General features: G+C 44.3%; 18 protein-coding genes. All 18 read left to right on the forward strand.

Features of this window, described 5'->3' with window-relative positions; genetic code table 11:
• The first annotated feature begins 113 nt into the window (after positions 1-113).
• Entirely contained in the window at positions 114-1,847 is a 1,734-nt protein-coding gene (locus ACSFXN_RS17750; protein WP_437151491.1) for a M28 family peptidase, read from the forward strand.
• A gap of 27 nt (positions 1,848-1,874) precedes the next feature.
• Entirely contained in the window at positions 1,875-2,681 is an 807-nt protein-coding gene (locus ACSFXN_RS17755) for an SDR family NAD(P)-dependent oxidoreductase (protein WP_437151493.1), read from the forward strand.
• The gene (locus ACSFXN_RS17760) at positions 2,678-3,856 is read left to right on the forward strand and encodes a M20 family metallopeptidase (RefSeq protein WP_437151494.1); all 1,179 of its coding nucleotides are present in this window, start codon (positions 2,678-2,680) and stop codon (positions 3,854-3,856) included. Before ACSFXN_RS17755 ends, ACSFXN_RS17760 begins: the two co-directional genes overlap by 4 nt.
• Before the next feature lie 36 nt (positions 3,857-3,892).
• Positions 3,893-4,927, forward strand: a complete 1,035-nt coding sequence (locus ACSFXN_RS17765) for a ketopantoate reductase family protein (protein ID WP_437151496.1) — start codon at positions 3,893-3,895, stop codon at positions 4,925-4,927.
• A gap of 585 nt (positions 4,928-5,512) precedes the next feature.
• On the forward strand, positions 5,513-7,288 hold the full coding sequence (locus tag ACSFXN_RS17770) for a M28 family peptidase (protein WP_437151497.1): 1,776 nt from the start codon (positions 5,513-5,515) through the stop codon (positions 7,286-7,288).
• Between the two features lie 35 nt (positions 7,289-7,323).
• Entirely contained in the window at positions 7,324-8,700 is a 1,377-nt protein-coding gene (locus ACSFXN_RS17775; protein WP_437151498.1) for an amidase, read from the forward strand.
• Between the two features lie 62 nt (positions 8,701-8,762).
• Complete coding sequence (locus ACSFXN_RS17780; RefSeq protein ID WP_437151499.1) at positions 8,763-9,566, forward strand: aspartate/glutamate racemase family protein; 804 nt, start codon at positions 8,763-8,765, stop codon at positions 9,564-9,566.
• 213 nt (positions 9,567-9,779) lie between these two features.
• On the forward strand, positions 9,780-11,249 hold the full coding sequence (locus ACSFXN_RS17785) for a sodium:solute symporter family protein (protein ID WP_437151500.1): 1,470 nt from the start codon (positions 9,780-9,782) through the stop codon (positions 11,247-11,249).
• 23 nt (positions 11,250-11,272) lie between these two features.
• A complete protein-coding gene (locus ACSFXN_RS17790) occupies positions 11,273-12,634 on the forward strand; it encodes an amidase (RefSeq protein WP_437151502.1) in 1,362 nt (453 codons plus the stop codon).
• A gap of 166 nt (positions 12,635-12,800) precedes the next feature.
• Positions 12,801-14,117: an RNA polymerase factor sigma-54 gene (rpoN, locus tag ACSFXN_RS17795; protein ID WP_437151504.1), complete on the forward strand. Its 1,317-nt coding sequence runs from the start codon at positions 12,801-12,803 to the stop codon at positions 14,115-14,117.
• Positions 14,118-14,366: 249 nt separating this feature from the next.
• Positions 14,367-16,274, forward strand: coding sequence for an N-acetylglucosamine-specific PTS transporter subunit IIBC (gene nagE / locus ACSFXN_RS17800; RefSeq protein WP_437151505.1), 1,908 nt, complete (start codon positions 14,367-14,369; stop codon positions 16,272-16,274).
• A gap of 124 nt (positions 16,275-16,398) precedes the next feature.
• Entirely contained in the window at positions 16,399-17,583 is a 1,185-nt protein-coding gene (nagA, locus tag ACSFXN_RS17805) for an N-acetylglucosamine-6-phosphate deacetylase (protein ID WP_437151506.1), read from the forward strand.
• A complete protein-coding gene (nagB, locus tag ACSFXN_RS17810) occupies positions 17,564-18,304 on the forward strand; it encodes a glucosamine-6-phosphate deaminase (RefSeq protein WP_300991424.1) in 741 nt (246 codons plus the stop codon). The genes nagA and nagB overlap by 20 nt, the downstream gene beginning before the upstream one ends.
• Before the next feature lie 5 nt (positions 18,305-18,309).
• A complete protein-coding gene (locus ACSFXN_RS17815; protein ID WP_437151507.1) occupies positions 18,310-19,032 on the forward strand; it encodes a GntR family transcriptional regulator in 723 nt (240 codons plus the stop codon).
• A 23-nt stretch (positions 19,033-19,055) separates the two neighbouring features.
• Entirely contained in the window at positions 19,056-19,322 is a 267-nt protein-coding gene (locus ACSFXN_RS17820; RefSeq protein WP_437151508.1) for a phosphocarrier protein HPr, read from the forward strand.
• Positions 19,323-19,328: 6 nt separating this feature from the next.
• Positions 19,329-20,063: an SIS domain-containing protein gene (locus ACSFXN_RS17825; protein ID WP_437151510.1), complete on the forward strand. Its 735-nt coding sequence runs from the start codon at positions 19,329-19,331 to the stop codon at positions 20,061-20,063.
• 242 nt (positions 20,064-20,305) lie between these two features.
• The gene (locus tag ACSFXN_RS17830; RefSeq protein WP_437151511.1) at positions 20,306-21,286 is read left to right on the forward strand and encodes an NAD(P)H-dependent flavin oxidoreductase; all 981 of its coding nucleotides are present in this window, start codon (positions 20,306-20,308) and stop codon (positions 21,284-21,286) included.
• Between the two features lie 14 nt (positions 21,287-21,300).
• Positions 21,301-22,647 carry a hypothetical protein gene (locus ACSFXN_RS17835; protein WP_437151512.1) on the forward strand — a complete coding sequence of 449 codons (1,347 nt, stop codon included), beginning with the start codon at positions 21,301-21,303 and terminating at the stop codon, positions 22,645-22,647.
• Positions 22,648-22,657: the final 10 nt, after the last annotated feature.

A 22,657-nucleotide genomic window follows, 5' to 3' on the forward strand; every position in this document is an offset into this window, starting at 1 on the left:
AACCTAATTTAAACCATAAAGCATTCATGAACAGCTTCGGAAGCTCTTATTTCACAGAAAATGCTTTGGCATAGTTTTTGCATATTTTATAGAAGTAAAGGAGGTAGAACGGGATGCCCGCCTTATTAAAAGAACAAGAAAAGCTTTTCCTGGAAGAAATTAATCTGAATGTGCCAGGAACTGTCTTAAACAAATTTCTTACGCTAATCAGAGAATCAGGCAGTGTAGACGAGAAACTTGCAGTCGATTTTTTTACCAGCTATTTAGAAGAGTGGCAAGTCACTTATGAAGTGTACGAACCGGAACTGTATGTCAGTATCCCGGAAAGAGCGTATTTAAAAACCACTTCTCCATTTGCGAAAGAATTTAACGCTAAGACGCCTTCTTTTTCTGCGATTACCGGCCATCAAACCGTGTCAGGGGAACTGGCCTATATGGCTAAGGATTTTATGGTCGTGGAAGAACAAAATATTTCAAAGAAAATCGTCCTGACTGAAGGATATCCTACACCTGAAAAGGTTCAACAGTTTACTGATTTAGGAGCAAGAGCTCTTGTTTTCATTAATCCGGGTGAAACGATTCATGAAGGGATATGCACGCCAATCTGGGGAGCTCCTGATCTAGACAATGATGACACCGAACCAACCATAGCTGTGCTGGCTGTCAACAAATCCGATGGAGAGGAATTAAAAGAATGGGTTGCGAAAGGCAATGTGACAGCTGATTGCCAGACACATCTTGAGCAAGGTTGGAAAGCATGTCCAATAGTTGACGCATTTATCGAAGGTACAGAAGAGCCTGATAAATACGTCCTGCTCCATGGCCATTTGGATTCCTGGCATGAAGGGATAGGAGATAATGCAACGGGCAATGCAGCGCTGCTGGAAATGATCCGGATCTTTCAAAAAAATAAAGACAAGCTAAAGCGAAGCATCCGAGTGGCTATTTGGACTGGGCACTCAACTGGCAGCTATGGGGGCTCGACATGGTTTGCGGACCAATTTGGACTTGAGATTGAACAAAACTGCATTGCACAAATCAATTGCGAATCGCCTGGATGCCGGTGGGCGACGTCTTATGAATGCATGACATGGACCAGTGAAGCGGAAGATTTCTGCAAAGAAGTCATCAAAGATGCTGTTGGCCAAAAAAGCAAAGGCTCAAGACCGCTTCGTGCAGGAGATTATTCATTCAACAATATCGGAGTTACTTCCTATTTCATGCTTTCCTCGGCTATCCCGAAAGAAGTAGTGCGAGATAAAGGCTATTATTCGGTAGGCGGATGTGGAGGCAACATCGAGTGGCATACGGAGCAAGATTTGATGCATGTGACTGATTTGGATATCTTAACGAAAGACATCAAAGTTTACCTAGTCGGAGTATTAAGAGCAGTCAATTCCTCCATTCATCCATTTAATTTTGCAGCTACTGCGAAAGAATTTAAAGACACACTTCAGTTTTATCAAAGACAGGCAGGGAAGCATTTTGATTTTGGCCTATCGATGCAGGAAGCCGGCAATTTAGAGCAAGAATTGCTTGTGTTTTATAAAGAAGTGGAACGATTAAGGGAATTGCCCGCAACAGCTTCTGAAGTTCAAAGAGCCAACGCAAAATTAAGAAAGTTAGCAAGAATACTCATTCCGATTAACTTTTCCAGAATGGGCAAGTATCGGCATGACCCTGCTTTAAATGTTCCGGCATTGCCCGACTTAGCTCCTGCGGGGGAATTCGAACAACTTCAAGAAGGTTCCCACGAACATACAGTATTGAAAACACATTTGAAGCGAGGAGAGAATCGGGTGGCATCGGCAATTCGGGAAGCAAGGGAACTTGTAAACCGGCCGTAGGAAAATAACAGTGCAGGAGGTGAAAAGATGGATAAAAGAGTCGCGGTTATAACCGGTGCAGCTTCCGGCATTGGAAAAGGCATTGCCGAAAGGTTTGCTTCTGGCGGAGATCATCTCTTATTGGTGGACATCAATGAAACTGCGCTTGATCAAACAAGAAGAAAATTGTTACAGGAGTATCCCGAGGTAAAGGTCCAAGTTGCCTCAGGGGATTTAACATCACCGGAATTTGTCGAACAAATTGTCGAGCAATGCAAAGAATCATTCGGAACAGTAACGGTATTAGTGAATTGTGCCGGGATTTTTCCGAGTACACCTTTTTTGCGGATTTCCCGGAAAGAATGGAGTGGTGTAATTGATTTGAATTTGTCCGCAAGCTTTTTTTTAACGCAAGCGATTACCAGACTGATGATTGAAAGAAAGCCGGAGAATGCCAATATCATCAACATAACTTCTGCTGCCAGTGAAGTGGCGCGCCCAGGGGTAGCACATTATTGTTCTTCAAAAGCTGGATTGAAGATGCTGACACAAGTACTGGCATTGGAACTTGCCCCTCACCAAATAAGAGTCAATGCGGTAGGGCCAGGCCTTGTCGAAACGGAAGCCTTGCTCAATACGCTGATCACTGAAAAAGCCATTGAAGAGCACAAAGAAAAAGTGTCTTTTGCACCGTTGAACCGAACCGCACAGCTTTCAGAAATTGCAGCTGCCGTCTATTTTATTTCGAGCAAGGAAGCTTCTTATATAACGGGGCAAAATTTATTGGTGGACGGCGGTTATTCGGCCGGAAGGGTTTTTAAAAGCTTTGCAGCAAAGGGAGATGAAATGTCATGAAAAAAGTTAAGTATGCCGTTTTGCAAGCTGTTGCGGCACACATTGAAAAAAACCACAATCAAATGCTTCACTACTTACAGACGATTGTTGAACACGAATCTTTTTCTGCAGATAAAGAAAAGCTGGATCAATTGGCTCTTTGGCTTTCAGAGACTTTTGAAGAACTAGTTGGCGGAACATCAGAAATCATTGAGGTACAAACGTACGGAAATCACGTGAGATGTGAATGGGGACAAGGAGAAGGGCAAGTATTGATTCTTGCTCATTTTGATACCGTTTGGCCAATCGGGACATTAAACGAAATGCCATTCCGCATCGAGGGAAACCGAGTAAGCGGACCAGGTGTATTTGATATGAAAGGTGGGCTGATCCAGGGCTTGTTTGCATTAAAAGCGCTTAAAGATACGGGCATCAGCCTCGATAAAAAAGTGGTGGTCTTTTTTGATTCGGATGAAGAAATCGGCAATCCAAGTTCCCGTCCTTATATAGAAGAAGAAGCAAAGAAAAGCGATTACGTCTTTGTGCTTGAACCCGGCATGACGCTTGAAGGAGCATTAAAGACTTCTCGGAAAGGCGTAGGGATTTACCGATTGGAAGTGACGGGAATTCCTTCCCATGCCGGAGTGGACCCGGATAAAGGAGTCAGTGCAATCGATGAATTAGCCAGACAAATCCTAAAACTGCATGGAGAAACCGATTTTTCAACGGGCACAACAATAAGTGTCGGAAAAATTTCAGGAGGAACAGCCACCAATGTCATAGCAGAAAAAGCGGTGGCCGAAATTGATGTCAGAGGGAAAACAGCGGAAGAATTGGAAAGAGTCCACAAAATGCTCCTCAATTTAGAGCCGTTAAAAGAAAAGACCAAGCTGAAAATGACAGGTGGAATCAACCGGATGCCTTTGGAGCGAACAGAAAAAGTGCAGGAAATGTTTGAAACAGCCAAGCGCATTGCGAAAGAACAGCTCAGCTTTGAGTTGATGGAAAAAGAAACAGGAGGCGGAAGCGACGGCAATCTCACCGCCCCGTTTGCAGCTACTCTCGATGGACTTGGCGCTGTAGGAGACGGAGCGCATGCCAATCATGAACACTTGCTGCTCGACCGGATGAACGAACGCTGCGCTTTGCTGGCGGGCCTTCTGATCCACTATGCGGGAATACGGGAAAAGAGCTGAATATCTGTTATTGCAAAAGGAGAAAGGAGGCAAGTGATGACCATCACAATCATTGGAGCAGGAGCAATTGGCGGTGTCATCGGAGCCTATTTGATTCGCTCGGGGGAAGAAGTAGTGTTTATAGACCGGGATAAAGTTCACGTCGATGCGATGAATAAAAAAGGGCTGACCATCCAAATGAAAGATGATTCTTTTACGGTGGAAGCAAAAGCCTATACCGTTGAAGAGTTTTTGGCGGCAAAGTTGCCGGTGGAAACGATATTTTTAGCAGTCAAAGCACAGCACACAAAAGAAGCTATAGAACCTTTCAAACCGTTGATGAAGCCTGATTCTTATGTAGTGAGTTTTCAAAATGGGTTATGTGAATACGATATAGCAGAAGTGGTAGGGGCGGATCGGACCGTCGGCTGTTTCATTAATCTATTCGCAGATTATATGGAGCCGGGAAAAATTGAATACGGGGGTGTGGGAAGTTTATATATTGGCGAAATGGATGGAACGGTAAGTGAGCGGGTGCTAGATTTGAAAGAGCGGCTGCAAGGCTGGGGGGAAGCGAAAGCGACGGACAATATTTTCGGTTATTTATGGAGCAAACTTGCTTACGGAGCCATGCTCACTGCTACAGCCACTACGAATGAAGAAATAGCGGATTTTTTTGCCGATGCAGAACTGCATCCCGTTTTGAATGCCATTGGAACGGAAGTGTTAAGAGTTGCGGAGAAGCAAGGGATAACGGCAGAGCCATTCGACAATTGGAATCCGGCCTTGCTGTATCCCCATAAAAAAGAACGGGAATTGCAAACCAGTTATTTTCAGTTAGCTGAACGCTTGAGGAGTTATACGAAAACGAGGACAGGGATTTGGAGGGATTTAGCGGTTCGCAAGCGAAAAACCGAAGTGCCGCAGCAGTTGAATCCGGTAATCCGAATCGGGGAAGAGCACGGGCTTGCGATGCCGCTTACACGTAAACTTCTTTCGCTTATCCAGGAAATCGAAAACGGGGATAGAGAGATGAGCATGGGCAATATAAGGGAATTAGAAGCGGTGATGCAAGAAAGCGGGATTTATTAGGCAGTAAAATAGATTCTCTATTTATATAGAGTGAACCGATCATCTTCTTTGCCGACATTCCGCAAAACAGCTTCGCTTGCCGCGGGCGAGCGCCAAGCCTCCTCAGTCGCTTCGCGCCTTGCGGGGTCTCGGCTGTCTCGCTATCCCGCAGGCAAGACATTAGCCGAAGCCTGCGAGGCTAATGTCTTTGCGACGAAGCAGCGAAGCGATGCAGGAGCAGTATGTTTTCCTCCGCTGGTTTGCTCCATATCTAAGTGAGCAATCATCAAAAAGCAATCTGAGTGATCATCTCTCTTCTAGAAAGCTTATCCAGCGCAGGCGCGTCCACGGGCGAGGCGGAGCAATAAGACGAGTGCTCTTCTCGGCTTATTGTGTGAGCCATGCCCAAAGCGACCGAAGCGGTATGTACAAGTTGTTTTCTTTTTTCAACCTATATAGGGTGTTTTAATAACCTATTAAACCACAAAAACACCCTAAAGCAGTTGGACGCTATTATTCGTTTGCAGTTTCTTTAAGATTTTTTTGGCACGTTACTTGCAATGATATTTAACGAACAAGCTTAAAAAAGGAAGGGGAAGTTATTGAATGGCTAATCTAGCGAATACTGAACAGGAGAAAGGTTTATTGGACGAAATCAATCTGGAAGCACCAAAAGCGATTTTAGAAAGGTTTAGTACGTTGATCCGTGAATCTGGAAGTGAAGATGAAAAGATTGCCGCTGATTTCTTAACCGATTTTTTAAAAAAATGGGAAATCCCGCATCAGGTTCATAACCCGGAATTGTATTTAAGTATTCCCAAAAAATCGTATTTAAAAGTAACAGCTCCTACTGAAAAAGAATACCGGGTCAAATCACCTTCTTTTTCTGTCATTACTGGAGATGAAGCAGTCAGTGGTGAGCTTCTTTACATTTCGACCGGTTATGCGAAAGGGATCAATGATATTTTCGGAACAAAAGTGCAGGGAGACCTGGGTGATTTAAAAGGAAAAATCGTTTTGACCGAAGGGTATCCAATGCCAGGAAAAGTACAGGAATTTGCCGATATGGGAGCTACGGCCATCATGTTCATCAGCCCAGGAAACAATATTCACGAAGGGATCTGCACCACGATTTGGGGAGCTCCTGATCTCGATAATGTGAAGAATGAGCCGAAGATTCCCGTGCTTGCAATCAATAAGCCTGATGGCGGTGAGCTGATTGAGTTAAGCAAGAGCGAAAAGGTGACGCTGGAGTTTAAGACGTTTTTGGAGAAAGGATGGTTCAACTGCCCAGTTATCGATATTTTTATCGAGGGAACAGAAGAACCGGAAAAATATGTTCTTTTGCATGGCCATTTGGATTCCTGGCATGAAGGAATCGGGGATAATGCTACAGGAAATGCGGCATTGATTGAAATGGCCCGTATCCTATATAAAAACCGAAGCAAATTAAAAAGAAGTGTTCGCATTGCTGTCTGGACAGGGCATTCAACCGGGCGTTATGCAGGGTCGACATGGTTTGTGGATCAATTCGGATTGGATTTAGAAAAGAATTGCATAGCGTCTGTGAACTGTGACTCTCCAGGATGCCGCTGGGCAACTTCCTACGAATACATGATGTGGATGAGCGAAGTTGACGAATTCTGCAAAGATGTAGTGAAAGATGCAGTCGATCAGCCTTCAGCGGGCAAGAGACCTTTGCGCGCCGGTGATTACTCATTCAATAATATCGGCATCACTTCATTTTTCATGCTGTCTTCGAGTATTCCGGAAGATATGCTGAAAGAAAAAGGATATTATCCGGTCGGAGGCTGTGGCGGAAATATTGAGTGGCATACAGAAGAAGATTTAATGCATGTGGCTGATTTGGATATTTTGGTGAAAGATATCAAAGTCTACCTGACAGGGGTAATGCGTGCTGCTAATGCAACCATTCATCCTTTCGATTTTACACGCACAGCTGATGAGTTCACAGAAACCATTCAATCTTATCAAGACGCAGCAGGGACTCATTTTGATTTCACGTCAGCTTTGGACGAAGTTGCTAAGCTGCGGGAAGATCTGGCAGTTTTTTATCAAAAAATCTCCAAATTGCAGGAATCAGATATTTCTAATCCAGAAGTGAAACAAGCGAATAAAGTTATTGGAAAATTAGCGAGAATTTTAATTCCAATCAATTTTACAAAAAGAGGCAAGTTCTGGCACGATTCGGCATTGAATGTGCCGGCTCTTCCAGATATTGCACCTGCGCTTACCTTCGGACAAACACAAGAAGGTACACATCAATATAAAGTATTGAAAACCCATTTGATGCGAGGGCAAAATCGGGTGATTTGGGCACTTCAAGAAGCTAGGGAAGTTCTTTCTTATTCACAATTATAAAACGATTAAGGCTCATCAAAATGAGGTGAGGAAGAATGGCAGGGACAGGCGAAGAAGAACTGGTGTTTAAATCGATTACGGAAATCGGGGACTTATACCGCAGCAAAAAAGTCTCGCCGGTTGAAGTGACGAATGCCGCGTTGAAGCGGCTGGATGAACTCAATCCAAAATTGAATGCGTTCATTACAGTTATAGCAGAAAAAGCTCTTCAAAAAGCGCATGAAGCGGAAGATGTTTTTATGAAAGGTGAAACAGCAGGAAAACTATACGGAATTCCGATTTCAATTAAAGATATTTTTCGGACAAAAGGGATTAAGACAACGGCCGGTTCCCGCATCTTGAAAGATTATATTCCAGATGAGGATTCCGCGCTTTATAACACCTTGAATGATGCTGGGGCAATTGTTTTTGGCAAAAATCATATGCTTGAATTTGCGTATGGTTTTGTCCATCCCGATTATGGACAATGCAATAACCCATGGGATTTTAACAGGACTGCTGGAGGATCGAGTACGGGATCTGCATCGGCGGTCGCAGCGGGAATAGGCTTTGCATCAATCGGTACAGACACAGGCGGTTCAATCCGCCTGCCATCTTCTTTTTGCGGAATTGTTGGCTTGAAACCGACGTATGAAACTGTTTCAAGAAATGGCTTGTTGCATCTTTCGCATTCTTTGGACCATATTGGCCCGCTGACGAGAACGGTCAAAGACAACGCCATCGTATTGGAAAGCATTGCTTCGAAAAAAGTAAATTACGACGCAGTTTTTAGCGGCTCCATCAAAGGGCTGAAAATTGGTGTGATTCGTTCTTTAACGGATTCCCGCGCTCATCCGGAAGTCTCGACTTTAGTAAATGCCGCATTTCAGCAGCTTGGCGAATTAGGCGCTGAAATGATGGATATTGAAATACCCGGAATCGATGCAGTAATGGAGATTGCCTTTCCAATCCTGTTATCTGAAGCATCTTTCTACCATAAAGGCTGGTATCCGGAACGGGCGTCTGATTATGCGGTAGGAACAGCTGGGAACTTAAAAGAAGGATTCAACGTGCCGGCAGTAAGTTATTTAGAAGCTTTGGCACAAAAACGGGCTTTTGCAGAAAAAGTGAATGCCGTATTTGACGATTTTGATATTCTGGTTTGTCCAACGTCACCGAGTCCAGCAACCGAGCGTGACCCTACTTTTGAAGATACAACGTACGATTACACACAGCGGACATTGCCATTTAATGTTTCAGGCCATCCGGCAATCACGGTACCGGCAGGAGTAACGCCTTCACAAAATTTGCCGGTAGGCATTCAATTTATTGGCCGCTATTTTGATGAAGCGACGATTTATCGTGCAGCCGATGTTTTCCAGACAGTGAATGGAGGCTATAAAATCCCTTATCCGCTGGCAGTCGGAAAATGAAATCAATGATCATAAAGTTGGCATGGAATTTGCATATATAAAAGAGTAAAGGAGGTGTTTTCTTGAAAATCGTTTATGTCATACCAGGGCCGCTCAGCCGAACGGAAAAAGGGCGTTTAGAAATGGCCAGAAGGCTCGATGTATTGAAATCATATGCTGCTCCTGGCACTCATGTCGATATCGTCGACATTGAAGAAGGCCCTGCATCGATAGAATCATTGTATGAAGAATACCTAAGCATTCCGAATACAGTCAGTTGTATGCATGAAATGGAAAAGCAGGGTTATGATGCGGCTATTTTAGGGTGTTATGGAGACCCAGGGCTGGATGCCGTCAGGGAAGTGACTGAAAAAATGGTGGTGGTTGGCCCGGGGGAAGCCGGTGTAATGGCAGCAGCCATGAGCGGCTATCGCTTTTCGATTATCACCGTTACCAATAGCATGGTCAATCCGCTATATCATTTAGTGGAGAAAGCTGGAGTCGGCAAAAAGCTGGCTTCTGTCCGGGCGATTGAAGTGCCAGTATTAGAACTTGCAGAAGAAAAAGAGAACACAGTGAGGAAGCTTGTGGCAGAAGGCAGAAAAGCGATTGAAGAAGACAGGGCAGATACCTTGATTCTAGGGTGCATGTCGATGGGATTTTTAAACGTGGCGGAAGAAATGTCGAACGAATTAGGGGTGCCTGTTATCAATCCGGGCCGTATCGCCCTTAAAATGGCTGAAGCTTTAGCCGGAGCGGAAGTAACCCATTCAAAACGGGCTTATCCCTCGCCTCCGAAAATTTCTTCAGGAACGGTCAGCTCTGCCAAAGACTTGATGGTCAAAAAAGAAATATTGATGGAGCAAAAAAATCCAGGAATGTTTTGATATAAACATAGAAAAAAGGTAGTCCAAATGCCAACCGGAAGCAGTCGTTAAATGCTAAGCCTTATCAATGAAAATAAAAATTGAGGTGGAAATTATGCAGGAGATAATGGGGTTGTCAATTTCTAACTGGGCGATTTGGGTGACTATGGCTGTTTTTATCATCGCATATTTTGCATTAACAGAATTCCTCAGTAAAAAGGAGGAGAAGAAGTAATGGTTATCGCGATCCTTGTAGTTTATATGGTTTCTGTTATAGCGATCGGCTGGTATATGAAGTCCCGCGTCCACAATGAAACAGATTATTTAGCAGCTGGAGGAAAGCTTGGCGTTTGGGTTGGGGGAGCGACTTTGGCGGCGACTCAGATGAGTGCAGGTACCGCAATTGGTTCCGTAGGTTTTCATTATCAAGTAGGATACAACTACTCCTGGATCTGGATATCCATTTGGGCTTCTTGGGTAATTATGGCATTATTTATCGCCCCTAAGATGAAATCCTTTTTTAATACGCATCGTGCATTGACCATTCCCGACCTGCTTGGAACACGTTTTGAAAGCAATGCCATCCGAATTATCTCGGTGGTTATTTTAATCATTTGTTTTGGGATGACGATTGTAGCGGAACTGGTCGGAGGCTCTTATTTATTGAACGTAGTATTTGGACTGCCGGAAACTATAGGAGTTCTGATTCTGGCAGGGGTTTTCATTCTTTATACGGTATTAGGCGGTCTTTTTGCGATTGCTTATACGGATTTTCTTCAGATGATGGTATTTGCCGTCGGCTTTTTGGTCGCTGTTCCGTTTGCCATATCGGCAGCTGGCGGGTTCGGTGTGATGAATGAGAAGCTGGCAGCTATTGATCCAAATATTGTAGCTAATGGCATGCCGCCGGGAACTTTGACGGCCGTTTGTATTTCGTTCTTCATCATGATGATCGGTTATCCGATTATCGCGATCCGTTTTTATTCAATCAAAGACAATAAAACAATCAGACGCGCGGTCGGGGTTTCTTTTATCTTCCAAGCGATTATTGCAGTTTCCGTTAGCCTTCTTGGTGTCAGTGCGCGAATTCTTTATCCTAATTTAGCAACACCTGACTTGGCCAGTTCAACAATTGCAATGGATTTATTGCCTGCTGTACTCGGTGGTCTCCTATTAGCGGCAATTCTTGCAGCCATCCAATCGACGGTCAGTGCCATCTTGCTTATGTTAGGAAGCGGAATTTCCCATGACATCATGAAAGTGGTTATGAAAAGAAAAATGTCTGAGAAGCAGCAATTAAAAGTGACGAGAATTGTAGTGCTGATTATGGGCTTATTGCCGATTCCATTCGCTTTAAACCCTGTTCCATTAATTCAGCAAATCTGGATTAATGCTGCAGCCATGATCGGATCTTCTTTCGCAGTCTCTATCCTTTTTGGCCTCTATTGGAAGAGAGCTACCACTGCAGGAGCGATTACATCGATGGTAGGCGGTATAGTAAGTGCGGTTATCTGGTTATGGTTAGGAAATCCTTTCGGAATTGAGGCAGTATACATTAGCGTGCCAATCAGTTTGTTAGGAATGATTATCGTCAGCTTGCTGACCAAGCCGGTGTCCAAAAAAGCGTTGGAGCCATTTTTCAAGGATGTTGGAAGTACACCTGGCAACGAGACAGTCATGAACTATTCGAAAAAGCCATTATGAAAAGTTGAAGAGGAGGGATTCTCTTGCCCATCAACAATATAAAAGATTTATTATTTGAATCAATCGAAGAAATTGGCACACTTTATAGAAAAAAAGAAGTTTCTCCAGTAGAAGTGACAGAAGTGACTTTAGAGCGGCTGCATGCATTAGAACCTAAGTTGAATGCGTTCATCACGGTACTAGCCGACCAGGCGATGGCGCAAGCCAAAGCGGCGGAGGGTGTTTTTGCGAGCGGCGGAGAAGCGGGGAGACTGGTCGGCATTCCCGTATCGGTCAAAGACATCTTTATGACAAAAGGAATCCGGACTTCTGTCGGTTCCCGGATTCTGAAAGACCATGTTCCCGATGAAGATGCCTTTGTTTATACAGCCTTGCTAGAAGCGGGGGCTGTCATCATCGGCAAGAATAATTTGCTTGAATTTGCATATGGATCCGTTCACCCGGATTACGGTCAATGCAATAATCCGTGGGACGTCAACCGTACGGCAGGCGGTTCAAGTACTGGCTCTGCTGCTTCAGTCGGAGCTGGAATCGGTTTTGCCTCTATCGGAACAGATACAGGCGGATCAATCCGGGTCCCGGCTTCTTTTTGCGGGATTGTCGGATTAAAGCCGACTTATGGTACAGTGCCATCACAAGGATTATTCCCTTTATCCCAGTCGATGGACCATATCGGACCGTTAACAAGGACAGTACGCGATAATGCGGCTGTTTTAGAATACATTTCTTCCATGACATTCGATTTCAATTCCACATTTTCTGGAGACATTAAAGGCGTCAAAGTAGGCGTCATCCGAGCTTTGATGGACACGGTCACCAATCCGGAAGTCTTGTCGTTAACAGCTGAAGCAATTGAGCGTTTAAGAGATTTGGGAGCTGACATTCTAGAAGCGGATATCCCGGGGATTGAGAATATTGAAAGCGCAGCATTAGTGCTCGTTTTAGCGGAAGCATCAGCCATCCATAAAGAATGGTATGACACAAGAGAAGCTGATTATAATCCTGCCACTTACGCCAATTTAAAAGCCGGTTTTGGCATATCAGCGGTGAGTTATTTAGAAACACTGGAGAAACAGAAGCAATTCAAGAAACTGGTTGATGAAGCTTTAAAACAGGCAGATGTCTTGGTATGCCCAACCATGGCCTACCCAGCTACGGAGAAAGATCCCTCTTTTGAAAATGGAGATATCGATGTGTCGCGGCGTACCATTCCTTTTAATTTTTCAGGACACCCTGCTATATCGGTACCTGCAGGAAATACAGCATCAGAAAATTTGCCTGTGGGTCTTCAAATCATCGGCCGTTACCACGACGAGGGCACTGTTTACAAAGTAGCCGATGCTTTTCAGCAAGCGGCTGGCGGATACAAGCTACCGCCCCTCTGAATTTTAAAAGCTACGCAGAAGCCTAGAGCTTTTGCGTAGCTTTTTTTGATGTTTGGTAATAAAATTAGAATATTGAGACTATATTGTAGGGGTGTGTTACAAAATACCCTTTGAAAAATCCTGGAAAGTTATTTTAGGAATATTGTACTCGACGAGGAGGCTTGCTATGGAACTTGTTCTTCATCAAAAACAAGAGCTTAACCTGATTATGACATATAAGTTAAGGCAAGCTATTGAACTTTTACAGTATTCAACTTATGATCTTTATCAGTATTTGATGGAACAAGAAATGGAGAATCCTTTAATCGAATTGAAAGAGCAAAAAAGTTCTGATCTATACGAAAGGACCTTAAATAGAAGTTCAATCACTAGAAGTACTTCGGCTTCAGCAATTGAAATGAAACAAAGCAAAGAAGTGTGTATGAGAGATAAATTGATGCAGCAAGCCAAGATTTTCTATAGAAATGTACAGGACCTCAAAGTGATTGAATACATTATTTACAATATGGATGACAATGGGTACTTGGATTTTGCTGGAAATGAACAAGAACTTTCAGCATTATTCAATGAAAACGAAATCAGCAGAGGAATTCAACTTCTGCAGGCGGTCGGTCCAGCGGGAATCGGAGCAAGAAATCTAAAGGAGTGTTTGCTGCTTCAGGTAAATGATGAATTTCTTGATAAAGAATTAATAGAATGTCTCATTGAGAATTTTTTGGAGTTACTGGCCAATAAGAAATGGGAAGACATTGCAGCCCGGATGGGTATACCTTTAGGGAAAGTGAAAGAAATCCATGAATTGATGCTGACTCTTAATCCTCGGCCATGTTCGTTTATTTCAGATTTTTCAATTCAATACGTAAATCCTGATATTATTGTGCAGCATAATGGTAAAAGCCTTGCTTTTTATCTGAACGATGGTTATTTGCCTGAAATCCATTTTAACGATCAGTATTCAAACTTGTTAGGCAAGGACGATGAAACAGCCAAGTATCTTCAAGAAAAATATAAAAGCTATCAATGGTTATTAAGCAGCATCGACAAACGGCGCCAGACAATCAATAAGATCATGCAAGTGCTCATAAAAAAGCAAGAACGATTTTTTGTGGAAGGTTTTATTGCATTGGCTCCTTTGACATTAAAGGAAGTTGCGGAAGAAATCGAAATGCATGAGTCTACAGTGTGCAGAGTAACGATGAACAAATTTATTCAAACGCCTAAAGGAACTTTTGAACTTCGGGCATTATTCACTTCTAAATTAGAAACTTTGGACGGAAGTTCTATCGCTCAAACAAAAGTGAAAATGCTTTTAAAAAGCTTAATAGAAGGAGAGAATAAATGCCAACCTTTATCCGATCAAAAAATTACGGATTATTTTAATGAGGAAAAAGGCATAAAGGTAGCAAGACGTACGATCAGCAAGTATCGGGAAGAATTGAACATCCCTTCTTCAAGCAGAAGAAAGGAGCTAACTATAAAGTGAGGATTTATCTGAATAATGAACACCTTCTGACTCGAATTGATTTACATCTATTCGATGGACTTCAGGAGGTGTTTTTTATGGGGCCTAAAGGAGCCTCATGAGTTATTCAGATTCCTTCAAAGCTTCTTCTGTAAAAGGCGAAAAAGAAAACGCATACATTTTTTCGTCATAAGCTCGGATTGGTATAGACATCTATACATATTAACTTTATAGTAAAAATTAAGACTAAGAAAAAAGAGGTGGATTTACTTGTTCAGTTTTTTGCAGAAAATCGGGAAATCATTGATGTTCCCAATCGCAACATTGCCGGCAGCAGCCTTGCTTTTGCGCTTTGGCCAGGATGACTTGCTCGGCATTCCGTTCTTATCAGCAGCGGGAGCGGGAATCATTGATAATTTGGCCATCATTTTTGCCATCGGGATCGCTTTCGGGCTTGCCCATGACAGCAACGGCGGCGCGGCGCTTGCGGGTGCGATTGCTTACCTGGTATTGACGTCCGCTATTGTAACAATCAACGAATCGATCAATATGGGTGTATTTGCCGGGATTCTTTCCGGAATCATCGGGGGGCTTTTATACAATAAATTCTATAACGTAAAATTCCCGGCGTGGCTGGCATTCTTTGGAGGCCGGCGATTTGTCCCGATTATAACAGCGGCGACAATGACTGTATTGGCAGGAATATTAGGTTATGCATGGCCGCCGGTCCAGGAAATGATTGACGGCGCGGGCGACTGGATTTTAAACGCCGGCATGTTTGGAGTGGGGGCATATGGCTTCTTTAACCGCCTGCTTTTGCCTACTGGCTTGCACCATGTCATCAACACAATTGTGTGGTTTGATTTTGGAACCTTTACAGATGCAACGGGAGAAGTTGTGCGCGGTGAGATCAACCGTTTCTTAAAAGGAGACCCGACAGCAGGGCCGTTCCTTTCCGGCTTCTTCCCAATCATGATGTTCGGGCTTCCGGCAGCTTGTCTGGCGATGTATGCAGCGGCTAAAAAAGAACGCAAAGCAATCATCGGCGGGATGCTGTTCAGTATCGGTTTTACTTCTTTCCTGACAGGAATTACTGAACCGATTGAGTTTTCGTTCATGTTCTTATCGCCATTATTATACGTAGTCCACGCTTTATTGACAGGTGTTTCGATGATGGTCGCATATGCACTGGATGTCCATCACGGTTTCGGATTCTCAGCGGGAGCCATCGACTTTGTCCTAAACTACGGACTGGCGACGAATCCACTTGTTTTATTAGTGATGGGCCTTGGAACCGGCGTTATTTACTTTGCAATTTTCTACTTCCTGATTGTGAAACTGGATTTGAAAACGCCTGGGCGTGAAGACGAAGACGCTGAAGACGGCAATGCAGATACAGGCAATAAAGGAATCGATATCAGAGCTTATCACACGATTGAAGCACTAGGCGGCAGCGACAATATCGCGGCAGTCGACTACTGCACCACTCGTTTGCGCATGACCGTAAAAGATGCGGATAAAGTAAACGAGAAAGACTTGAAGCGCCACGGCGCAATGGGGCTGATGAAAATCAATAAAACGAATGTCCAAGTGGTCATCGGGACAGCTGTTGAGTTCTTGGCGGATGCTATGAAGAACCGTTTGGCAAATGGCAACCCGACACCAGAAAGTCTGGAGGTGCCGGTTGAAGAACTGTCAACAGAGGCGGAGCTGGTCAAAGAAATCCGCGCAGAAGATTTTGGCATGCCGATTGACGGAGAAATCATTCCATTGAGTGAAGTGCCGGATGAAGTATTTGCGAAAGAAATGATGGGACCGGGGTTTGGCATCATTCCATCAGGAAACACGCTTTATTCACCGGTGGACGGCCGGGTTGTCACTGTGTTCCCGACCAAACATGCCATTGGCATTGTGACAGACACGGGAGTCGAAATCTTGATCCATGTGGGTCTGGATACGGTGAAACTGAACGGCGAAGGCTTTGAGACATTAGTGGAACAAGGCCAGCTTGTCCAGCGCGGCGATGCGTTGCTGAAACTGAATCTTACCTATCTTGGGGAAAATGCACCTTCTGTTGTAACTCCGGTCATTTTTACAAACTTAACGGGCCAGGAACTTGAAGTGTTGAAAACAGGTCTACAGACACAAGGAACAGTTTCCATCCTGAAAATTCAATAATGATCGAGAGAAACTTTGAATTGAGGAGCTTTATTCCGCTATTTAAAGTAAATCCAATCAGACAAAACAAAACCAGGAATGTCATCCGTGATTTTCCTGGTTTTTCGTAAGGAGAGGCATTTTAATGAAGAAAATCATTTTAATTTCCAATATTACCATTGCCGATTCGGTGGAAAAAAGCTTTCTCGGAGACATTTTGCTGGAAGATGGGAAAATCACCGAAGCAGCCTCGTCGCTCCCAAAAAATGCTGATATCCACATAGATGCATCCGGCAAGAACTGGACAGTGGTCCCAGGGTTTATTGATGTGCATATCCACGGGGCTGCGGGATTTGATGTGATGGATGCGACAAAAGAAGCACTCAGCGGCATGGCCAGTGCATTGCCGCGAGAAGGTACGACGTGCTTTTTAGCGACAACGATGACACAATCAAAGGAGGCAATCTCAAAAGCATTGCAAAACGCCAGCTTTTTTCAAGCGGAAGAAACGCAGGCAGAAATGGTGGGCATTCATCTGGAAGGGCCTTTTATTTCAGAGAAACAACCCGGTGCACAGCCGGTTGAACATATTACACCACCTTCTGAAGCGCTTTTTCAGAAATGGCAGAAGTTGAGCGGAAACCGCATTAAACTGGTGACGATGGCTCCGGAAACGGAAGGCGGCATCCATTTTATTGAACAAGTGACAGCAGATGGCGTGCTGGTGTCTATCGGACATTCAGATGGCACTTGGCAGGAGATGCAGCAGGCGCTTCAAGCAGGAGCAAGCCATGTAACACATCTCTACAATCAAATGAGTCCGTTTCATCACCGGGACCCGGGAGTCGTTGGAACAGCTCTGACAGAGGATCGCTTATCAGTGGAAATCATTGCTGATTTTATCCATAGCCATCCGAAGTCAGTTGAGCTGGCTTTTCGGCAGAAAGGGGCAGAACGCCTCATTTTAATCACCGATGCGATGCGGGCAAAAGGGCTTGAACCCGGTATATATGATTTGGCAGGGCAAGACGTTCTGGTAACCGAAACCGATGCCCGCCTTAAAAGCGGAGCTTTGGCCGGAAGCATTTTAACGATGGACACAGCATTGAGGAACGTCCAGTCATGCACGGGCTGTTCGATTTCAGAACTCGTGGCGATGACATCTGCGAATGCGGCAAAAGAGCTGGGCTTATCCAATAAAGGCAGCATCAGAGCAGGAAAAGATGCGGATCTTGTCATTTTAGATGAAAGTCTGAATGTTCAAATGACTATTTGCCGGGGGACGATTGCATACATCAAGGAGGGACATCATGAATATAGAAATAGTTGAAAATTACGATGAAATGAGCAAGCTCGCTGCTGAAATAGTGGAAAAGCAGGTCGTGAAAAATCCACGTTCAATTTTAGGGCTGGCTACCGGTTCTACACCGATGGGGCTTTATAGCAATATGATAGAGGGATTCAAGAACCGCGGAATCTCGTACAAGCAAGTGCGAACCATCAATTTGGACGAATACCTGGGGCTGAACCGCAATCATCCGAACAGCTACCACAGCTTCATGCATGAAAATTTATTCAAGCACTTGGATATTCAGATGCGCAATACATATTTGCCGGAAGGGCAGGCTGCTTCTGTAGATGAAGAATGCATGCGCTACGAAGCGCTCCTCGATCGGATCGGGCCTGTGCATCTGCAGATTCTTGGTATGGGAACGAACGGCCATATCGGCTTTAACGAACCGGGGACTCCTGAAGACAGCCTGACGCATTGCATCGAGCTGGATGAATCGACCCGAAACAGCAATGCACGCTTTTTTGATTCATTGGATGAAGTGCCAACCCATGCCATCACGATGGGAATTGAATCTATTTTGAAAAGCGATAAAATCCTTTTGCTGGTATCCGGAAAGGAAAAAGCACAAGCTGTAAAAATGTTGATGGAAGAGCCGATAAGTGAAGATTTTCCAGCCTCGTTTTTGTGGAAACACGAAGACGTAACGTTTATTGTTGACCAGGATGCTTATCATCTGGTGGAAACAGAAAGGCAGTGAATGCGGTGCTAGACAAACAGTCGCACATACCGATGTATGTCCAAATTGAAGAAGAGCTGAAGCGCCGGATCGAACGGGGCGAATTTCCTATTGGGACAGCCATCCCATCGGAACGTGAATTAACAGAGCTGTTTGGCGTTAGCCGCATGACTGTGCGCCAGTCTGTCACCAATTTGGTGAACGAAGGTTTACTGTATCGGGAAAAAGGCCGTGGCACGTTCGTGGCTTCGCCTAAAGTCGAGCAGCCTTTAAATGGTTTGACCAGTTTTACCGAGGACATGAAAGCGCGGGGATTGACACCGAGAAACAAAGTCATTAATTTTAAAAAAGGGTCGCCCGAGCCGGATATTGCCAAGGAACTCCAGTTAGGGCATGGCGAGGAAGTCTATACAGTCGAACGGATCCGCTATGCCAATGAAAAACCGATGGCGATTGAACGGACGTATCTTCCAGTCAAGCTGTTCCCACAGCTCAGTGAGGAAGCGCTTGCCGGATCGCTGTATTCCCTTATTGAACAGGAGCAGAAACTGGCCATCAGCCACGCTTCGCAGCGGATGGAAGCGGCGCTCGTTAAACAGGAAGAAGCAGAACTGCTGCAAATCGGCATGCCGGCAGCCATATTGATCATCGAAAGAGTCAGTTATTTGGCAAGCGGCGTGCCTTTTGAAGTGGTCCGCAGCACATACCGGGCGGACCGCTATAAATTCATTACCGAAATTCAACGTTAAAAAAGACGAAAAGGAGAATGAACATGATTGAGAAAAACTATACCATTACCAGCGAAGAAGGGCTTCATGCACGTCCGGCTTCTCGGCTTGTCCAAGTCGTGTCACCTTTCACTTCTGAAGTGAAACTTGAATTCAAAGACAAGCAAGTAAACATGAAATCAATTATGGGCGTTATGTCGCTCGGCATTTCAAAAGGCAAGGAAATCAAAATTGTGGCAGACGGCAAAGATGAAGAAAGATTAATGGCCGCTGTCGATGAATTGATTGTCGGCGAAGGTCTGGGAGTTTAAACAGCTATGCTGAATTCGTATTTTGAGAAGGTACGGGAAAGGCTCGCGCTTGTTGAAGAGCAGGAAAAAGCGGTCATGATGGAAGCTGCCGGGAAAGTGGCAGCTGCTATTCAACACGGCGGCATCATCCAGCTGTTCGGCTGCGGCCATTCCCATATCCTGGCCGAGGAAGTTTTCTACCGGGCAGGCGGGCTCGTACCGGTCAAACCGATTTTCATCGAACCGCTGATGCTCCATGAAGGAGCCGTCCGCTCATCTCGATTGGAGCGGAGCAGCGATTACGCAGAAGATCTGCTCGAACAACAGGATTTCCGGCCGGAAGATGTGGTCTTTGTGATGTCCACCTCCGGGCGTAATCCCGTACCGATCGATTTTGCGCTGGCGGCCCGTGACAAAGGTGCCTTTGTCATCGGTCTCACATCACTCGAATACGCAAACAGCCAGCCTTCAAGGCACCAAAGCGGCAAGCATTTGCATGACGCGGTAAACCTCGCTATTGATAACCATTCAGTAACAGGCGACGCTGTCCTCAAAGCGGAAAATGTCAAAGTCCCTTTTGGTCCGACTTCGACTGTAGTAGGGAGCGTCATCTTAAACGCCATCTTTGCAGAGGCCATTCAGCAAATGGCAGACAACCATTTTGAGCCGCCCGTGTTCCTCAGCGGCAATATCGACGGCACCGACGATCACAACAACCGGCTGATTGAAAAATACCGGGAGCGGATAGCAGTGTTGTCTTAAAATAAAATAGCCGGTTTCAAGTGAAAACTTGAAACCGGCTATTTTTTATTTACCAGCATGAGAAAAGAAGTTTTTGTTAAAATTACTGAATTTATTAAAAATACAGAATTTTCGTTGTATTAAAAGGGAGTCTAAACTATACTTTTGATATATACAATTAATGAAACGTCGTTTCATTAATTGAAACGAAATTGAAAGCGCTTTATCACTTGAATTAAAATCTAACGAAAGACGGTGAAGAAATGATTGAAACCCGCATAACGGAAATGTTTGGCATTGAGTACCCAATCATTCAAGGCGGTCTTCAGGGACTGGGTACTTCTAGACTCGTTTCAGCAGTATCTGAAGCTGGAGGATTAGGTTTGATTACTGCTGGAAGCTACGCGAATAAGAAAGACATGCTGAAGGATATTGAAAAGGCAAGATCGCTTACTTCTAAACCTTTTGGCATGAATGCAGCAATCGGCATTCGCCGGCCGATGGATGAGTTTATCGAAGGGGCGATTGAAGCAAAGGTTCCAGTGGTATTTACATCAGGCAACAATCCACATCAATACGTGGAGCAGCTGAAGAACAACGGCATCAAGATAGTGCATGTCGTCCCATCTGTCCGCTTTGCTAAAAAGGCGGAGTCAATTGGATGTGATGCGGTTGTCGTAGTCGGCTATGAATGTGGCGGGCACCCAGGACAGGATGATATCACGACGATGATGCTGACACAACGGGCTGTGCAGGAACTGTCGATTCCCGTCATTGCGGCTGGTGGCATTTCGACGGGAAAAGCGGCATTGGCAGCCTTTGCTTTAGGAGCTCAAGGAATTCAAATGGGCACACGGTTTTTAACATCTAAAGAAGTTGGCCTTCACCCACTTGTGAAGGAACAAATTTTGAAGTTGCAGGAAACAGACACCGTCCTCGTGAAAAAGTCTATCAGGAAAACGGCCCGGGTTATGAAAACAGAAAATGCCCTTGCTTTGTTGGCCCTTGAAGAAAGCGGTGCACCACTTGAGGAGATTATGCCATTTATCAGCGGTGACTCATACCAGCAATTAATCTATGAAGGGAAACTTGATAAAGGGGTAATGGCTCTTGGCCAATCAATCGGATTAGTTAATGAGTTAAAAACGGTCAATGAGATTTTTGAAGAGATTATCACCGAATACAATGAACAGTTGGATTTTTTATACGGGGCACGAAAATCACCACTGAAAACAGTTTTTTAGGGAGAAGGGATGAGATGCCCAGATTTACTTTGCTGCTGAGCATGTGTTTTTTATATATCCTCAGTTCTTTTGTGGCGAGCAGTATGCTTCAAAACCTTTACGTCCTGTTGGCGGTAACTGTATTTATCTTATTTTGGCTGCTGCTTGATAAAAATCCGAAAATCTTTACGGCCGTTTTATTACTATTTGGGATGGGCATCCATTATTCAACTAGTGGAGGAGGCATGGTGTTGTTTCAAGGGATTACGCAAAACATGCCGCTGCTGTCCATCCTAATCTTGGCTCCGCTTTTGTCAGTTCCATTAAAAAGAGAAGGGGTCATCGGCAGCACTGTATCCTATCTGGATAAACTGAAAAGTAATCAACGCAACTTCTTTTATGGCCTGTCAACGGTTACCGCTGTAGTTTCACCTATCTTAAATATGGGGGCTTTGCGGATTGTCCATGGCTTTGTAGAAAATATCAAAGTCGCTCCAAAAACTTTGTCGAAATCTTATTACATCGGATTTGCACCTGCAGTCATCTGGTCTCCTTTTTTTGCCTCTGTGGGGATTGTGATTTTTTATCTGGATATTACATATGTATCGTATTTGCCGGTCGGTATTGCATTTGCTTTACTTCAGATGATTTGCGGAATTCTCTTGTTTGGACCCCACGCCTCTAAACAAGTGGAAACAGAAATAATCGGCTCTTCCGAATCAAGAACTGAACAGAAAAAGCATGTGTTTATGTTGCTGAGCTATGTCATCTTCTTAATTGTCCTGTTGATCGGTATGGAGCAGCTATTGCACAAATCGATGCTGCTGCTTGTGTGCATCGTCTGCCTGATTGTGCCAGTGTCTTGGTTTATGCTCCGAGGTACAGTGCAGATTTTTAAGAAAGAACTGTGTTTGTATAAAGATAAAATGCTGACTCAGACAAAAACGGAAATCTGTCTGTTTTTGAGCGCTGGGGTCTTTGGAAATGCCATCTCGCATACTCCTGTCAAATCAGGAATCGAACAGGTGATGCAATGGGCTACTTTGCAGTCGGTTGGAATTTTATTTTTGTTGATCGTTGCTTGTGTGACGTTGTTTGCCATGCTGGGTGTGCATCAAATTATCACTGTACCACTTATTTTAACCTCATTGATTTCTGGTGATATTTATATCCACCCTTCATTGATCGCTTTCATGTGTATCTTCTCTTGGATGCTGTCATCCGCGCTCAGCCCTTTAAATGCACTGAACATTATTGTTGCTGCCAGTGTGAAACGAAATGGAATGATGATCGCCTATAAATGGAATGGAGCTTATTTGTTGTTTATTTCTTTGTTGGGGCTCACATACGTTTATATTTTAAATTATGTGCTAAGCAACTAAAGTGATTTGG

The sequence above is a fragment of the Planococcus sp. 1R117A genome (assembly GCF_051417975.1).
GTDB lineage: Bacteria > Bacillota > Bacilli > Bacillales_A > Planococcaceae > Planococcus > Planococcus shenhongbingii.

Excerpts from the sequence above, each read along its gene's own strand:
- ACSFXN_RS17750 (WP_437151491.1), top strand. The coding sequence starts at position 114 with ATGCCCGCCTTATTAAAAGAACAAGAAAAGCTTTTCCTGGAAGAAATT.
- ACSFXN_RS17755 (WP_437151493.1), top strand. The coding sequence starts at position 1,875 with ATGGATAAAAGAGTCGCGGTTATAACCGGTGCAGCTTCCGGCATTGGA.
- ACSFXN_RS17760 (WP_437151494.1), top strand. The coding sequence starts at position 2,678 with ATGAAAAAAGTTAAGTATGCCGTTTTGCAAGCTGTTGCGGCACACATT.
- ACSFXN_RS17765 (WP_437151496.1), top strand. The coding sequence starts at position 3,893 with ATGACCATCACAATCATTGGAGCAGGAGCAATTGGCGGTGTCATCGGA.
- ACSFXN_RS17770 (WP_437151497.1), top strand. The coding sequence starts at position 5,513 with ATGGCTAATCTAGCGAATACTGAACAGGAGAAAGGTTTATTGGACGAA.
- ACSFXN_RS17775 (WP_437151498.1), top strand. The coding sequence starts at position 7,324 with ATGGCAGGGACAGGCGAAGAAGAACTGGTGTTTAAATCGATTACGGAA.
- ACSFXN_RS17785 (WP_437151500.1), top strand. The coding sequence starts at position 9,780 with ATGGTTATCGCGATCCTTGTAGTTTATATGGTTTCTGTTATAGCGATC.
- rpoN (WP_437151504.1), top strand. The coding sequence starts at position 12,801 with ATGGAACTTGTTCTTCATCAAAAACAAGAGCTTAACCTGATTATGACA.
- nagA (WP_437151506.1), top strand. The coding sequence starts at position 16,399 with ATGAAGAAAATCATTTTAATTTCCAATATTACCATTGCCGATTCGGTG.
- nagB (WP_300991424.1), top strand. The coding sequence starts at position 17,564 with ATGAATATAGAAATAGTTGAAAATTACGATGAAATGAGCAAGCTCGCT.
- ACSFXN_RS17820 (WP_437151508.1), top strand. The coding sequence starts at position 19,056 with ATGATTGAGAAAAACTATACCATTACCAGCGAAGAAGGGCTTCATGCA.
- ACSFXN_RS17825 (WP_437151510.1), top strand. The coding sequence starts at position 19,329 with ATGCTGAATTCGTATTTTGAGAAGGTACGGGAAAGGCTCGCGCTTGTT.
- ACSFXN_RS17830 (WP_437151511.1), top strand. The coding sequence starts at position 20,306 with ATGATTGAAACCCGCATAACGGAAATGTTTGGCATTGAGTACCCAATC.
- ACSFXN_RS17835 (WP_437151512.1), top strand. The coding sequence starts at position 21,301 with ATGCCCAGATTTACTTTGCTGCTGAGCATGTGTTTTTTATATATCCTC.